Genomic DNA, 15,102 nt, shown 5'->3' with positions numbered 1-15,102 from the left:
GCAGTTCGTCCGGCTGTGATGCAGACCACGCTACGGATGCGCCGCGGCCCCGAACATGGAGCCAGCTCAAAGGGAACGGACCGGGGGTTGTGGATTCCTACAACGGGCCGTCGACGGGCCTGTCTGGGCCGTCCTGGCAGGCCTCGAATGCCCAGCAGAGCTCCACGAGGGTCCCGGTCGCGTCGAGCCGGGTGCCGGTGAGCTGCTCGAACTTCTGCAGCCGGTAACGCAGCGTGTTCTCATGCACGGACAGTGCCCGCGCGGCTGCGGATATCCGGCGGTCGCTGGCCAGGTAGGACCGCACCGAGTCCAGCACGATCCGGCCGAATTCGGCGTCGTCGGCGAAAGGCGCCAGGTAACGCCGGCGCAGTACCTCGGTGACGTCCGGATCGCCGGCCGCGGTGCGCCAGGTCAGGTCCTCCAGGCAATAGGAGCCCCGGTCCGCCCGCCGCCACGCGGCAGCAAAAACGCGGTCGGCGACGGCGTCGGACTGAGCCAGGGCGGTGAGGGGCCGCGGGGGTCCGACGGCGACGGTCGCTGCCGCGCTGCCGGCAGCGGGTTTGGCGGCGAGGAAACCGACGACGTCGCCGGCCAGGACGGTCAACACCCCGTCGCCGCTGCGCAGCGGCGCCACCAGCTCGCCGAGAAGCTCGTCCGGGGACGTCCCCGGCCTGGCACGTGCGCGCAGGGCGCGGAATTCGCGCCGCGGATCGATCCCGAAGTCGGCGGAACGGGACACCAGTTCGGCGCCGGCGAGGGTGCCGGCCAGCACGGCGCGCAGGTAGCCCTGCCGGAGTTCGTGGTCGCGCACGGCCTGCCGGACGCTGCTTTCGCGGTAGGAATGCACCAGGGCCGCCGTGTAGGAATCGCTGACGCCCCAGAGCACCCGGTGCGCGGCGAGGACTTCCCGGTCGCCGAGCCGTAGCTCCTGGGCGATGTCGAGGAAGCGGTCCTGGATCACGGCCATGGAGAGGCGGTAACCGCGCAGCACGTCCTCGATCCGCAGGCCCTGATGAAACCGGACCTGCGCCACCCTGGCTTCGAGGCTGAGCTGCGATGACTCCGGCACGGTCCCGGATTTCACCGCCTGGATGGCCATCCGAAGGTTTTGTTCCACCGAGGAGCTGATGTCCGTCTCGGCCACGCCCCGGTACCCGGCCACGTCGGTGACGCAGCGCTCCACGCTGCTGGCCTTCAGGTACTGCAGGTCCCGGAAGAGCAGGTCGGCCACGTTTTCAATGCTGGACTCAGCCAAGGTTCGCCTCACACCACACTTGGGTCCCGTCGGCCTTATGGAGCATGGCGCGCTCGGCCGAGGTCCAGTACCTGACCCAGAGGATCTTTCCGTCCGGGGTCGCGAGCTCCACCGTTGCGGCGGCCGGGACACGGCCGGGCCGGCGCACCATCACGGGTGCGCCGGCCGCCAGGCCAAGCCAGTTGGTGACCCGTACCAGGTCCGCGGGCGGCGCCTCAGACGGCTTCAAGCACGCTGACGTAGTTCGCAATGCCCACGCCCCCCATATTCTGAACCGCGGCACGTCGCGGGGCGGCCAGCTGCATGTCCCCGGCGGTGCCGGTGAGCTGCATCGCCGCGATGACATGCTGCGAGACGCCGGTGGCCCCGACCGGGTGGCCCTTGGCCTTGAGTCCGCCCGAGACGTTGACCGGCAGCTTGCCGTCCTTGAAGACCCAGCCTTCCTTGACCGCGCGGGCGCCCTGGCCCGGCTCGGTCAGGCCCATGGCCTCGTACATCAGCAGCTCGGCGATGGTGAAGCAGTCGTGCACCTCCGCGAAGTCCAGGTCCTCCAGCCCGACGCCGGCCATGCCCAGGGCCCGCTGCCAGGAGGCGCGGGTCGCGGCAAAGGCGGTGGGGTCGCGGCGGTCGGTCGGGAAGAAATCGTTCGCCTGGCCGAAGCCGGCCAGCCGGACCGGCGCGGTGGCGCCGCCGGTGGGTGCAACGCTGAGCACGACGGCGGCGGCGCCGTCGGAGACGGGGGAGCAGTCGGTGCGGCGCAGCGGGTCGGCGACCATCGGGTTCTTGTCCGAGACGGTCTGGCAGAACTCCTCGCCGAGGTCCTTGCGGAGCTGGGCGTAGGGGTTGTCCACGCCGTTGCGGTGGTTCTTCGCGGCGATCGTGCCGAGCACGTCGGAGAGGTTCCCTGCGCTGGCGCCGTAGCGCTTCTCGTAGTGCTTGGCCACTTCGGCGAAGAGCCCCGTGAAGCCGGTGCTGGAGGGCTTGCCGGCCATGTCGTAGTCCGCACCGAGCAGGGCGGCGCCCACGACGTCGGCGCCGGCCTGGGTCATCTTTTCGGCCCCGATCACCAGGACCGTCTTGGCGGTACCCGCCAGCAGCGACTTGGTGCCCTGCTGGAACGCGGCCGAGCCCGAGGCGCACGCGTTCTCCACCCGCGTCGACGGCACGTTGGCGAGCTGCTCCGAGACCTGCAGTGCGAGCGAGGACGGGAACGCCAGCGGCATCATCCCGGAGTTGAACTGGCCCAGGTAGATCTCGTCGATCTGGCCGGGCTCGATGCCCGCGTTGCCGATCGCCTCGGTGGCAACCTGGACGATCAGGGACTCGAGGGTCTCCTCCGTGAGCTTGCCGAAGCGGCTGTGGCCCCAGCCGGTGAGCAGGACATCCTTGCCGAACTGGTCCTTGAGGCTCATGCCGTGGCTCCTTCCAGGCTGCCGGCTTCACGGGTGACGTCGAGGGAGGGATCGACGTCGAACTCGGCTTCGGTCTTTTCGCGGATCTCCGGCACGGTGGCGCCGGGGGCGAGGCGGGTGAGCGTGAGCTGGCGAACGCCCGTTTCTGCATTTTTCACCAGGTCAAACACTGCGAGGTCGCTGATGATGCGGTCCACGCAGCTCAGCCCGGTGAGCGGCAGGGTGCATTCCTTCACGATCTTGGCGGTGCCGTCCTTGGCGTTGTGTTCGGTGAGGACCACGACGCGCGGGGTGCCGGCCACGAGGTCCATGGCGCCGCCCATGCCCTTGACCATCTTGCCGGGGATGGTCCAGTTGGCCAGGTCGCCGGCGCCGGAGACCTGCATGGCGCCGAGGATGGCGACCTTGACGTGGCCGCCGCGGATCATGCCGAAGGAGGTGGCCGAGTCGAAGATGCTGCCGCCGGGCAGGACGGTGACCGTCTGCTTGCCGGCATTGATCAGGTCCGCGTCCTCCTCGCCCTCGTAGGGGAACGGACCCATGCCGAGCAGGCCGTTCTCGCTCTGCAGCACCACGCGGACGCCCTCGCGCAGGTTGTTGGCGACGAGCGTGGGGATGCCGATGCCGAGGTTGACGTAATCGCCGTCATTGAGTTCTTCGGCCGCGATGGCGGCCATTTCGTTCCGGGTCCAAGCCATGGTGTTTCTCCTGAAAAGTGTGGGTGGCGGCGCTCAGGCCGGATTAGACGGTGACGGCGGAGGCGGCAGCGTTGTCCGTCTCGGCCGCTTCGGCGCGGGGCCGGACGGTGCGCTGCTCGATGTCCTTGGCCCGGTAGCTGGCCTGCACCAGGCGCTGCACGAAGACGCCGGGGGTGACGATGTGGTTGGGATCGAGTGCGCCGGGTTCGACGATCACCTCGGCCTCCGCAACGGTGACGATGCCGGCCGTGGCGACCACGGGATTGAAGTTCTGCGCGGTGTAGCGGTAGATCAGGTTGCCGTCCGTGTCCGCGGTGTGCGCGTGGACCAGGGAGACGTCGGCCTTGATGGCACGCTCCTGGACATACGTTTCGCCGTCGAACTCCGCCAGCGGCTTGCCTTCGGCGACGAGGGTGCCGACGCCGGTCTTGGTGTAGAAGGCCGGGATGCCGGCGCCGCCGGCGCGGAGGCGCTCGGCGAGGGTGCCCTGCGGGGTGAACTCGACCTCCAGCTGGCCGGCGAGGTACTGCTCCGCGAAGAGCTTGTTTTCGCCCACGTAGGAGGCAATGACCTTGCGGACCTGGCCCGCCTCGATGAGCACGCCGAGGCCCTTGCCGTCCACGCCCATGTTGTTGGAGACCACGGTGAGGTCCTTGACGCCGGAGTCCCGGACCGCCTCGATCAGGTCTGCCGGAATGCCGCTGAGGCCGAAGCCGCCGACCGCCAGCGTCATGCCGTCCCGCAGCACGTCCTGCAGCGCCGCTGCCGCGCCGGATTTCACCTTTGACATTTGCATCTCCTCATTGAGCTTCTGAGTAACCGGCGGCCTGGCCACGGGACCGCCGCCGTGATCCACGTTGTGGACTGTTCGCCTGAGGAAGGAGCCTATGGTGTGGCGTAGAGCACTGTCAACGCCGCAAATCCGCAACTTTCCGTGCTTTTTTACAGTGTGGACGCTAGGCTAGGCACTGTCCACAATGTGGATGGTTTGATGATTGTTTTGCGAAATGCGAGGAAAAGATGAACTCCGTCCCCGTACAGGGAGCCCAGGTGGTAAGCCGCGTCGCGGCCCTGCTGAGGATCGTGGGACGGAAGCCGGAAGGCTCCCCGCTCGTGGAACTGGTCCGCGAATCCGGTCTGACGCGTCCCACCGCCCACCGGCTGCTCACTTCCCTGGCCGCCGAGGGACTGCTGGACCAGGATCCGCACAGCGGCAACTGGGTGCTGGGCCCGGAGATCCTGCTGATGGGATCGGTGGCTTCGGCGCGTTTCCCGCTGGAGGACATTGCCCGGCCCAGCCTGCGCCGGCTGGCAGAGGAAACCGGGGAGAGCGCCTTCTTCTCGATCCGCCGCGGCGCCGAGACGGTGTGCCTCCTCCGGGAGGAGGGCAGTTTCCCGGTCCGCTCCTTCGTGCTGCATGAGGGTGTCCGTTTTCCGCTGGGCGTTGCCTCCGCCGGCACCGCCATCATGGCGTTCCTGCCCGCGGCGGAGCAGGAAGAACTGCTGGCCGGCTGGGCCACCCACGCCGGGAGCTTTGCCGCCGCCCACAGCGAGGAAGTGGTCCGCGCGAACCTGGAAGCGACGCGGCAGGCAGGCTATTCGGTCAACCCGGGCCTGGTGCTGGAAGGCAGCTGGGGAATGGGCGCCGCCGTATTCGACCAGCGCGGCCGGCCGGCGTGGGCGCTGTCCCTGACCGGGATTGAACCGCGCTTCCGGGCGGACCGCCGCGAATACCTCGGGCGCCTGCTGATGGACGAAGCGCACCGGATATCCCTGCAGCTGCAGGGCAGTTGAGCCGCCGCCGGCGCCGTCTCGACAAACCGGCTGGCGCGGAGCACGATTGGAATTGCAGCCGTGGCTGCATGCGCTTTAGACAGCGCCCATTCCCCAGTCCGGGTGGCGCGTCTGGCCCAAAAACTACTTCCCCGCCTTAATGCTGGGGGACTGGGAGCAGGAGAAGAGAGCGGCGGACGCGGTCCAGGCCGGAGCGAAACGGCGTCGCGGGAAGCGGCGTCGGCGCACCAGATGAGCCGGTTTCCCGGCCGCAATCCTCCAGCCCCAAAAGGAATGAGTCCCATGACTCGCCGAGCAGAATCCCCTCACGCGCCGCGCTTGCTGCGCGTTCTCATCGCTTTCATCGCCGCGCTCGTGTTGCCAGTTACCGTCAGTGCTCCAGCCGTCAGCGCTGCCGCCGTCGCGGGTGGCGAAGAATCCGCCAGGACGTGGACGGTCCAGGTCGGGTCCGAATCCTCGAGCCAGGCCATCCAGGGCATGGCCTTCCTGCCCGGAAACATCTACATCAACGCGGGCGACCAGGTCACCTGGGAGGCCAACTCCGCCGAGATCCACACCGTGACGTTCCTGGCCAAAGGCCAGTCCCTGAGGTCCACCCAGCCCTTCAACCCATCGCTGCCGCAGAACATCTACCAGCGCGGCGGCAAGGCCTATGACGGGCATTCGTATTACAACTCCGGGGTCATGACGAACGTGTCCGACAGTGGCTTTAAGCAAGTCACGAAATACACCCTGGCATTCCCGCGCAAGGGCAACTTCACCTATTACTGCCTGGTCCACGGCATGGCCATGAAAGGAGTTGTCCACGTCCGGGCGGCCGGAACCGACTACCCGTACAGCCAGGCGCAGTACGACCGCCAGGCGGGGAGGCAGGAACGGGCCATCCTGCGGGACGGACGCCAGGCATGGGAGGACGCCCGGGACCAGGCGGACGAACACACCGTGATCGCGGGAACGGATAACGGAACGTCCATGGTGATGCGCTTCGTCCAGCAGAAGGTCGAAATCCGGGTGGGCGAGAAAGTGACCTTCGTCAACAGCGGCATGGGCGCCCCGCACACCGTCACTTTCGGCAAGGAACCCGCCAATGTCTTCGTCCCCCGGGGCAACCCGGCGAAGTTTGCCGGTGGAGACCTCAACTCAGGAATCATGCCCCCGCACAGCAAGTTCACCGTGACCTTCACCAAGGCCGGCGAGTTCGACTACATCTGCGGCCTACATGACTTCATGGGCATGGTGGGCACCGTGGAAGTCCGGAGGTGACCGGGCGGAACGATCCGGCCAGGAACCCTTAGCGGAGCGTCACTGCTTCCACCAGGTGTCGAAGATGGTGACCGGGACGGTGCGCTTGTGCCGCGTCCGCAGGTATTTCTGCTCGATCAGCTCGGCCGCGGCGTCGGGGATGTCGCGGCCTTCGAGGTAGTCATCGATGGTGTCGTAGCTCAGGCCGAGTTCTTCCTCATCGGTGCGTCCGGGCTTGTGGTCCAGGAGGTCCGCCGTCGGGACCTTCTCCCAGATGCGGGCCGGGGCGCCGAGTTCGGCCAGCAGGGCGCGGTTCTGGCGCTTGTTCAGGCCGAACAGCGGCAGGATGTCCGCGCCGCCGTCGCCGTATTTGGTGAAGAATCCGGTCACGGATTCGGCGCCGTGGTCGGTGCCGATCACCAGGTAGTTGTGCTCCCCGGCCAGGGCGTACTGGGCGATCATGCGTGTGCGGGCCTTGGTGTTGCCCTTGTGGAAGTCGGAAATGCCGTTGCCCACGGTCTTTTCGAATTCATCCTCGAAGCCGTCCACCGCGGCCGAGATGTTGAAGGTCCACTCCGTTTTGGCCCGCACAAAGTCCAGGGCCGCCTGGGCGTCGTCCTCATCGTGCTGCACGCCGTAGGGAAGCCGCACCGCGACGAAGTTCGCCTCCACGCCCTCGGCGTCGAGCTCCTCGACCGCGAGCTGTGCCAGCCGTCCTGCCAGCGAAGAGTCGAGGCCGCCGGAGATGCCTAGGACGAAGCCCTTGGTGTGGCTCGCCTTGAGGTAGTCCTTGAGGAACATGACGCGTTTGCGCACCTCCCCGGCGGGGTCGATCCGGGGCTGCACGCCCATTTCTTCAATGATCTTCGCCTGGAGTTCACGCATGCCTCACAGCCTAGCCAGCCGAGTCAATCGTGCTCAACTGTTGCCGACCGGCCGGGTGCCCGGTTTCGCTATGCTTCCGGACCGCCGCTGAGCTTCCGGACGGCCGCTAGGCGGGTCCGCGCTGCGTCTGTCCGGAACCGCCGCCCGAATCCGGAAGCGCCGCCAAGACCCCTCCCCCCGGCACCCCTCGCAGGCGTAGCGTATGGCCATGGAGACGACGGGATGCGTGGTGGCCGGCGGCGGTCCGGCCGGGATGATGCTCGGCTTGCTGCTGGCCCGGGCCGGGGTGCAGGTGACGGTCCTGGAAAAGCACGCGGATTTCCTGCGCGACTTCCGCGGCGACACGGTGCACCCGTCCACCATCCGGCTGATTGACGAACTCGGCCTCGGCCAGGAGTTCCGCCGCCTGCCGCAAAGCCGCCTGAAGAGCGTCGTGTTCCCGGTCCCGGGCGGGCCGCCGGTGACCATGGGCGACTTTGATTCGCTGCGGCCGCCGTACAACTACATCGCCATGATGCCGCAGTGGGATTTCCTCAACTTCCTGGCCGCAGCTGCTGCCGAGGAGCCCGGCTTCACCCTGCTGATGAGCCACACGGCCACCGGGCTGGTTCGCGACGGGGGCCGTGTCCGCGGGATCCGGTTCCGCGACCCGGACGGCGCGCAGGACGAGCTCCGGGCGGACCTGGTGGTCGCGACGGACGGCCGCCACTCCGCGTTGCGTGCCGCCGTCGGGCTGGCGCCGAAAGAGTTTCCGGTTCCTTTCGACACCTGGTGGTTCCGGCTGCCCCGGTATCCCGCCGAACTTGGCGAAGTGGCCGGGCTGGTGCCGGCGTTCGGCCCCGGGGAGGCGCTGGTGGCCTTGTCCCGCAACGATTACTACCAAATGGGCTACCTCGCCCCGAAAGGCACCGACGCCAGGATCCGTGCGGAGGGCGTCGAGGGCTTCCGGCGCCGGATCGCCGGGCTTCGGCCGGACCTCGCGGACCGGGTGGACGCCATCCGTTCCCTCGATGACCTGCACTGGCTCGACGTCCGCCTGGACCGGCTGCAGTCGTGGCACGTCAACGGTCTGCTCTGCATCGGCGACGCCGCGCATGCGATGTCCCCGGCCGGCGGTGTCGGCATCAACCTCGCCATCCAGGACGCCGTGGCGGCGGCGGAAATCCTCGCCCCCGCGCTGCTCCGCGGCCGGGTCACGGCGGCGGACCTCCGACGCGTCGAACGACGACGGCGGCTCCCGACCGTCGTCGTGCAGACGGGACAGCGGCTCATGCACCGCGCGGTCTTTGGCCCGATCATGGCCGGACAACGCACCAAGTTTCCGGCCGTCGCGCTCTTCCTGGCCCGGCGGATTCCAGCGGTCCGCCGCATCATTCCCCGGCTCATCGGCTTCGGACCCCGCCCGGAACACGCCCCCGCCTTCGCGCGCCGCGCCGAGGCCCGGCCCCAGCCGCACGCCTAGCCCCTCACTGACGTCGATGGCTGCGCAGGTGCCCATTGGCGTCACCAAAACGGCGGTTACGGAGCAGCGGATGCGCCTCAGCCGTGCGCGACGAGGTAACTGATCAGGCCGTCGACCGTGGCGACTGCCGGATAGTCGCGCTCCGGGATGTCCACGCCGGTCGCCGTGTCGATGGTTTCAACGAGCCGCAGGAAATCCAGCGAGTCCAGCTCGAGGTCCTGCCGGAGCCGGGCCTCGCCGCCGACGTCGTCCAGCTCAACATCCGGTGCGACTTTCCCCAGCGCGGCACGCACCGCGGCCCGGGCATCCTGTTCATTCATGGTGTCTCCGTCTTCACAGTTCGTCCGGCTTCTGCAGCAGCTCTTGGATCCGGGCAAGGAAGCGGCCGCCGCGCAACCCGTCGCTGACCCGGTGGTCGGCCGAGAGGGTGGCGATCGCGGCGGCCCGGACGCCCAGCATCCCGTTCTCCGCCCAGGGTTGCTCCAGCACGCGGCCAAAGCCCACCATCGCCACCTGCGGCGGATAGATCACCCCGTAGACGCTGTCCACGCCGAGGTCCCCGAGATTCGTCACGGTGATGGTGGGGTCCGCCATCTCGGCGCGCTGCAGCCGTCCGGCCCGCGCGCGGCTGACCAGGTCCCGCAGCTGTTCCATCAGCTCGTCGAGGGCCAGGGTGTCGGCGTCGTGGAGCGCGGGGGCCACCAGGCCACCCTGGCGCAGGGCCACCGCGACGCCCAGATGCACCGCGGCGCTGGGCCGGTACTCCCCGTCCAGATAGAAGCCGTTGACCTCCGGGACTTCCTTGGCCGCGAGCGCCGCCGCCTTGAGCAGGAGGGCGGAGGGCACTAACCGGGACGCCACCGGCCGCTGCGCATTGACGGTCTGCATCCAGCCGACGGCGGCGCGCAGGTCCAGGGTTGTGCTCAGGTAGTAGTGCGGGATGGTCTGCTTGGAGCGCGACATCAGCGCCCCGATGGCCCGGCGCAGGGTGGCCACCCGTTCGCGGGCCTCCGCGGGCTTCTCCGCAGCCTGCGCCGGCGCTTCCGGCGGGGCCGCTTCGGCCTCAGCCGCTTCCGCAGCCTGCGCCGATGCCGCCGGCGCTTCCGCAGCCGCCCCTCGCGGTCCCGCCTCCCGGAGACCGGCCTCCGGCTGGCGGGCTGCGGCGCCCTGCACGTCTTCGACGGTCACGGCGCCCTCCGGTCCGGTGCCGGCGACGGACGAAAGCTCGACGCCGAGTTCGGCGGCGAGCCGTCTGGCCCGCGGCGAGGACCGCACCCGCCCTGCGGCCGCCGGACGGGCTGCCACGGCGTGCTCCACGTCGGCGCGGGTGATCGCGCCATCCTTGCCGGTGCCGTGGATCCGTCCGGTGTCGACGCCGAGCCGGTGCGCGAGGTGCCGGACCGGCGGCGCGATCGGAGGGGCTTCCGGGGGAGGGGCCGGCTTCGCGGCCGCGGGCCGGGGCGGCGGCGCCTCGCGGCTGGGAGCCCCGACCTCGGCCGGGGTCTGCGTGATCCGGGCCAGCGGCGTGCCCACCGGCACGGTCTCGCCGATGTCCACGAGGAGGTCCGCGACCACCCCCTCCTGGAAGGATTCGACGTCCATCACGGTCTTGTCCGTGTCCACCACGGCCACGAGGTCGCCGCGGCGGACGTAGTCGCCGGGCTTGACCAGCCATTCGACGATCTTGCCGTGCTCCATATCGGCCCCGAGCGAGGGCATCAGGAAGTCACCCACGTGTCCCGACCGCCTCCCGCGCTGCCGCGACGACCCGTTCCGCAGAGGGCAGGGCGGCGAGTTCAAGGTGCTTGGAGTAGGGGATCGGCACCTCGGCGCTGCAGACCCGGCCTACGGGCGCGTCCAGCTCGAAAAACGCGTGTTCGCTGATCCGGGCGCTGATTTCGGCGGAGATGCTGCCGCTGCGCCAGCCCTCGTCCACCACCACGGCACGGTGTGTCCTGGCCACCGAGTCGAGGATGGCGGCGTCGTCGAGCGGCCGCAGCGTGCGCAGGTCCAGCACTTCGGCGTCGATGCCTTCGGCGGCGAGCTGCCCGGCGGCCTCGAGGGTGAGGGGGAGCGTCCCGCCGTAGGTGATGAGTGAGACGTCGGCGCCGGGCCGCCGGATGGCGGCGCTGCTGATGTCCACCGCCCCGGCGTCCTCGGCGAGTTCGCCGGGGACGTTGTAGAGCGAGCCGTGTTCGAAAGATCAGCACCGGGTCCGGGTCCTGGAGCGCGGTCCACAGCATCCCGCGGGCGTCTTCGAGGGTGGCGGGGGTGAGGATCCGCAGCCCGGGGATGTGCGCGTACCACCCCTCCAGGCTGTGCGAATGCTGGGCACCAAGCTGGCGTCCGGCCCCGGTAGTCATCCGGATCACCAGCGGCACGTGGAACTGGCCGCCGGACATGTGCAGCAGGGATGCGGCGTTGTTCACGATCTGGTCGAGGGCCAGGAGGCTGAAGTTGACGGTCATGATCTCCACGATGGGTCGCATCCCGCCGAGCGCGGCGCCGATCCCGGCGCCGACGAACCCGGACTCGGACAGCGGGGTGTCGCGGATCCGTTCCGGCCCGAACTCCTCCAGCAGGCCCAGGCTTACGGCGAAGGAGCCGCCGTAAGCGCCCACATCCTCGCCCATCAGGAAAACCCGCTCGTCACGCTGTAGGGCGTCGCGGATCCCGGCCCGGAGCGCCTCCCGGTAGCTGGATTTCATGACCCGTCCCCTTCCTGCCAGGCGCCGGGGTCGCTGTACACAAAACGAGTGAGGTCCTCGAACGGCTCCGGCGTGCCGGCCTCCGCAACCTCGACGCCGGCCGCGACTTCCGCTTCGGCGTCGGCCTGCAGTTGCTGCCAGTCCGCTTCGGTCAGCTGGCCGGCGGCCTCCATCGCCGAGCGCAGCAGCGTGATCGGATCCCGCTCCAGCCACCGCGCCACCTCGGCCTTGTCCCGGTACCGTTCCGGGTCGAACATCGAATGCGCCCGGAAACGGTAGGTGCGCAGTTCCAGGAAGTGCGGCCCGCCGCCGGCCCGGACCGCGTCGACGGCGCGACGGGCGGTCTCCTCGACGGCCAGCACGTCCATCCCGTCCACGGCCCAGGCGGCAATCTCGTAGCCGGCCGCCTTCAGCGCGATGTCGGTCTGCGACTCGGAACGGCCCAGCGCCGTGCCCATCGCGTAAAGGTTGTTTTCACAGCAGAACAGCACCGGCAGCTGCCAGAGAGCGGCGAGGTTGAGGCTTTCATGGAACTCGCCCTCCGCGACGGCGCCCTCACCGAAAAAGCACACGGTGACGCGGGACCGGCCGGCCATCTTGTCCGCGAGCGCCAGCCCGACGGCGAGCGGCAGTCCGCCGGCGACGATCGCGTTCCCGCCGTAGAAGCGCGTGGCGGCGTCGAACAGGTGCATGGAGCCGCCGCGGCCTCGGCAGCAGCCCTCCACGAAGCCGTACATCTCGGCCAGGATCGAGCCGGCGGACACGCCGCGCAGCAGGGCGTGGCCGTGCTCCCGGTAGGTGGCGACGACGGCGTCCTCCGGCGCGAGGGTTTCCAGCACCCCGGCCGCCACCGCCTCCTCGCCGATGTAGACGTGCAGGAAGCCGCGGATCTTGGCGGCGCTGTACAGCTCGACGCACTTCTCCTCGAGCTGGCGCACACGCAGCATCTGCAGCAGCAGGTGCCGGCCGTGCGCGGGATCCAGCGGCCCGGCGGACGCCGCCATTGGCCCGGTCACTGCGGTCCCTCCGGCGCCGTGCCGGCTGCCCGTCCCGCAGCGCCGGGCTGCCCGCCGGGCTGGCCGTCGGGCTGGCCGTCGGGCGCCGCCCCCGGCGGGGACTCGATGGTGGACGTGTCGCCCTCCGGGAGCCCCAGTTCGCGGGCCTTGAGCAGGCGCCGGAGGATCTTCCCGCTGCGGGTTTTCGGCAGCGCCGTGGTGAAGTCCAGCAGCCGGGGTGCCACCGCGGGCCCCAGCCGTTTGCGCGCGAACCCGATGATATCCAGCTGCAGTTCCTCCGACGGCTCCCAGCCGGGGCGCAGCTCCACGAAGGCCTTGACCACCTCGCCTGCCACCGGGTCCGGAACGCCGATCACGCCGGCCTCGGCCACCGCCTCATGTTCCATCAGCGAGCTCTCCACCTCGAACGGGCCGATCAGGTGCCCCGAGGACTTGATCACGTCGTCGCCCCGGCCCACGAACCAGTAGTAGCCGTCGGCGTCGCGCTTGGCGAGGTCGCCGGTGAGGTACCAGCCGCCCACGAAGCACCGCCGGTAGCGCTCCTCCTCGTGCAGGTAGCCGCGGAACATCGAGGGCCAGCCGGGCCGCAGCGCAAGCTCACCCATCGTGTCCGGCGCGGTGACCAGCACCGCCTGCCCGTCCCTGAGCATCGGCTTGTCCTGTGCGTCCCGCACCACCAGCGCGGCTTCGATGCCGGGCAGCGGCCGGCCCATGGAGCCGGGGCGGATCTCGGTGGCCGCGAAGTTCGAAATCATGATGCCGCCGGTTTCGGTCTGCCACCAGTTGTCATGCACCGGCTGGCCGAAGGCTTCCTTGCCCCAGACCACGACCTCCGGATTGAGCGGCTCGCCGACGCTGGCGACAAAGCGCAGGGCGGACAGGTCGTGCCCCGTGGCGCGGTCCACCCCGGCCTTCATCAGCATCCGCAGCGCGGTGGGCGCGGTGTACCAGACGGTCACGTGCTGCTCGGCGAGGATCCGGTACCAGCGGTCCGCGTCCATCTCCTCCTCGTCCACGATGCTCGTCACGCCGTGGCTGAGCGGGGCCAGGACCCCGTAGGACGTGCCGGTCACCCAGCCGGGATCGGCCGTGCACCAGTAGATGTCCTCCGGATGCAGGTCCAGCGCGAAGGTGCCGGTCGCGTGGTGGGCGGTGACGGCGTCGTGGACGTGGATGGCGCCCTTCGGTGTCCCGGTGGTGCCGGACGTGAAGTGCAGCAGCGCCATGTCCTCGGGCCGGGTCGCCGCGATCTGCCCGTCGGCCGGGGCCGTCTGCAGCAGCGCGGCCAGGTCCAGGGTGCCCGGTTCCGGGCTGCCGTCGGCGTCGATCAGCAGCACATGCCGCAGCTCCGGCAGCGAGTCGCGCAGCTGGGCCACTTTCCGCCGGTAGAGCGCCCGGGTGGTGATGAGCGCGCGTCCGGAGCCCAGCTGCAGCCGCTGCCGCACGGGCTCCGGCCCGAAGGCCGAGAAAAGGGGGCAGAACACGCTGGCGTTCTTGAAGGTGCCGAGCATCGCAATGTACAGGGACGGGTTGCGGCCGGTGAGGGAGAAGACGCGCTCGCCGCGCCCGACGCCGAGGCTGCTCAGCACCGCGGCGAACCGGCTGCTTTGCTCTGCCAGCTCCGCGTAGCTGAGCGCATGGCTGCTCCCGTCGGCCCGGATGAAGCGCAGCGCCTCGCGGCCGCCGAGCCCGCCGGCCGCATGCCGGTCGGCCGCCTCGAAGGCGATATTGAGGCCCCGGCCATCCGGCAGGCCGGAGAGCTCCCGGCGGGCGTGATCCCAGGAGAACGCCGCGCAGCTGGCGTCATAGTCCAAGAGGTTGGGCCGAACCCGGAAGCTGCCGGGGTCCTTGGGGATTGCCGGCCAGCGGGTGGAAGGTTCGGTTCCTGCCGTCATGCTTACATCGGACGCCCGCCCCGCGCCGGCTGCCAGTGCCGTAAGTCCCGTGCGTGCGGGCCGGCCCGGGAGGAGGCCGCCGCCTGGCCGACATCTGGCGCCCGGACGGGGATCCGGGCCGGCGCCTGCCACTAAACTGGGTCCCATGACTGCCACCAGTGACTTTGCGGCCGACGCCGCTGCCGCCCGTGCCCGCCTCCTGGAACTGATCAAGGAGCTGGCCGTCGTGCGCGGCAAGGTCATCCTCTCCAGCGGCGCCGAGGCCGACTACTACATCGACCTGCGCCGCATCACCCTGCACCACGAGGCGTCCAAGCTCGTCGGCCAGGTCATGTTGTCCCTGCTGGACGACGCCGGGATCGACTTTGAGTGCGCCGGCGGGCTGACGATGGGGGCGGACCCGGTGGGCACCGCCGTCATGCATGCCGCCGTCGACGCCGGCCGCCCGGTGGACGCCTTCGTGGTCCGCAAGGCCCAGAAGTCCTACGGCATGGGCCGCCAGGTCGAGGGGCCCTCGGTTGAGGGCCGCAAGGTCCTGGTCCTCGAGGACACCTCCACGACGGGCGGCTCCGCGCTGACCGCCGTCGAGGGCGTGCGCAAGGCCGGCGGCAACGTCGTGGCCGTCGCCGTGATCGTGGACCGCGACACCGGCGCCAAGGAAAAGATCGAAGCCGAAGCCGGCGTCCCCTACCTGTTCGCTTTCGGCAAGGACGAACTGGGCCTGAGCTAGGGTTT

At 69.7% G+C, this 15,102-nt stretch carries 14 protein-coding genes and 1 pseudogene; 4 read left to right on the top strand and 11 right to left on the bottom strand.

Going from position 1 to position 15,102, the window contains the following annotated elements; genetic code table 11:
- Positions 1-97: 97 nt before the first annotated feature.
- The 5 genes from AC1DB8_RS09820 to AC1DB8_RS09800 are packed head-to-tail and all read right to left on the bottom strand — an operon-like array spanning position 98 to position 4,155.
- On the bottom strand, positions 98-1,255 hold the full coding sequence (locus tag AC1DB8_RS09820) for a PucR family transcriptional regulator (RefSeq protein WP_441417942.1): 1,158 nt from the start codon (positions 1,253-1,255) through the stop codon (positions 98-100).
- Positions 1,248-1,484, bottom strand: coding sequence for a hypothetical protein (locus AC1DB8_RS09815; RefSeq protein WP_441417941.1), 237 nt, complete (start codon positions 1,482-1,484; stop codon positions 1,248-1,250). The genes AC1DB8_RS09820 and AC1DB8_RS09815 overlap by 8 nt, the downstream gene beginning before the upstream one ends.
- Positions 1,471-2,667 (bottom strand): acetyl-CoA acetyltransferase, encoded by a 1,197-nt coding sequence (locus AC1DB8_RS09810; protein WP_441417940.1) that lies wholly within the window; start codon positions 2,665-2,667, stop codon positions 1,471-1,473. The genes AC1DB8_RS09815 and AC1DB8_RS09810 overlap by 14 nt, the downstream gene beginning before the upstream one ends.
- On the bottom strand, positions 2,664-3,365 hold the full coding sequence (locus tag AC1DB8_RS09805; RefSeq protein WP_441417939.1) for a CoA transferase subunit B: 702 nt from the start codon (positions 3,363-3,365) through the stop codon (positions 2,664-2,666). The genes AC1DB8_RS09810 and AC1DB8_RS09805 overlap by 4 nt, the downstream gene beginning before the upstream one ends.
- A gap of 43 nt (positions 3,366-3,408) precedes the next feature.
- Positions 3,409-4,155, bottom strand: a complete 747-nt coding sequence (locus tag AC1DB8_RS09800; RefSeq protein WP_441417938.1) for a CoA transferase subunit A — start codon at positions 4,153-4,155, stop codon at positions 3,409-3,411.
- A 230-nt stretch (positions 4,156-4,385) separates the two neighbouring features.
- Between AC1DB8_RS09800 and AC1DB8_RS09795 the strand changes: the two genes are divergently transcribed.
- The gene (locus AC1DB8_RS09795) at positions 4,386-5,159 is read left to right on the top strand and encodes an IclR family transcriptional regulator (protein ID WP_476892896.1); all 774 of its coding nucleotides are present in this window, start codon (positions 4,386-4,388) and stop codon (positions 5,157-5,159) included.
- Positions 5,160-5,441: 282 nt separating this feature from the next.
- Positions 5,442-6,422, top strand: a complete 981-nt coding sequence (locus tag AC1DB8_RS09790; RefSeq protein ID WP_476892895.1) for a plastocyanin/azurin family copper-binding protein — start codon at positions 5,442-5,444, stop codon at positions 6,420-6,422.
- 39 nt (positions 6,423-6,461) lie between these two features.
- Here the strand turns inward: AC1DB8_RS09790 and nadE are convergent, their stop codons facing one another.
- Positions 6,462-7,286 (bottom strand): ammonia-dependent NAD(+) synthetase, encoded by an 825-nt coding sequence (nadE, locus tag AC1DB8_RS09785; RefSeq protein WP_441417935.1) that lies wholly within the window; start codon positions 7,284-7,286, stop codon positions 6,462-6,464.
- Between the two features lie 208 nt (positions 7,287-7,494).
- Between nadE and AC1DB8_RS09780 the strand changes: the two genes are divergently transcribed.
- Positions 7,495-8,748, top strand: a complete 1,254-nt coding sequence (locus tag AC1DB8_RS09780) for an FAD-dependent oxidoreductase (RefSeq protein WP_441417934.1) — start codon at positions 7,495-7,497, stop codon at positions 8,746-8,748.
- Positions 8,749-8,825: 77 nt separating this feature from the next.
- Here AC1DB8_RS09780 and AC1DB8_RS09775 read toward each other — a convergent pair whose 3' ends face one another.
- From AC1DB8_RS09775 to acsA, 5 genes and pseudogenes are all read right to left on the bottom strand, one after another.
- Positions 8,826-9,068, bottom strand: a complete 243-nt coding sequence (locus tag AC1DB8_RS09775) for an acyl carrier protein (RefSeq protein ID WP_441417933.1) — start codon at positions 9,066-9,068, stop codon at positions 8,826-8,828.
- A 13-nt stretch (positions 9,069-9,081) separates the two neighbouring features.
- Positions 9,082-10,482 carry a dihydrolipoamide acetyltransferase family protein gene (locus AC1DB8_RS09770; RefSeq protein ID WP_476892894.1) on the bottom strand — a complete coding sequence of 467 codons (1,401 nt, stop codon included), beginning with the start codon at positions 10,480-10,482 and terminating at the stop codon, positions 9,082-9,084.
- A pseudogene (locus tag AC1DB8_RS09765) lies at positions 10,475-11,456 on the bottom strand (alpha-ketoacid dehydrogenase subunit beta). The gene AC1DB8_RS09770 and the pseudogene AC1DB8_RS09765 overlap by 8 nt, the downstream one beginning before the upstream one ends.
- Positions 11,453-12,460: a pyruvate dehydrogenase (acetyl-transferring) E1 component subunit alpha gene (gene pdhA, locus AC1DB8_RS09760; protein WP_476893034.1), complete on the bottom strand. Its 1,008-nt coding sequence runs from the start codon at positions 12,458-12,460 to the stop codon at positions 11,453-11,455. The pseudogene AC1DB8_RS09765 and the gene pdhA overlap by 4 nt, the downstream one beginning before the upstream one ends.
- Positions 12,461-12,468: 8 nt before the next feature.
- A complete protein-coding gene (gene acsA, locus AC1DB8_RS09755; protein WP_476892893.1) occupies positions 12,469-14,367 on the bottom strand; it encodes an acetate--CoA ligase in 1,899 nt (632 codons plus the stop codon).
- A gap of 145 nt (positions 14,368-14,512) precedes the next feature.
- On the opposite strand from acsA, the gene pyrE reads away from it, so the two are divergent.
- Positions 14,513-15,097, top strand: coding sequence for an orotate phosphoribosyltransferase (pyrE, locus tag AC1DB8_RS09750; RefSeq protein ID WP_175322180.1), 585 nt, complete (start codon positions 14,513-14,515; stop codon positions 15,095-15,097).
- Positions 15,098-15,102 lie beyond the last annotated feature (5 nt).

The organism is Arthrobacter sp. 10N410 (genome assembly GCF_056394945.1).
Note: the sequence above shows the minus strand (reverse complement) of the source record. Positions and strands in the feature narration are given on the sequence as shown.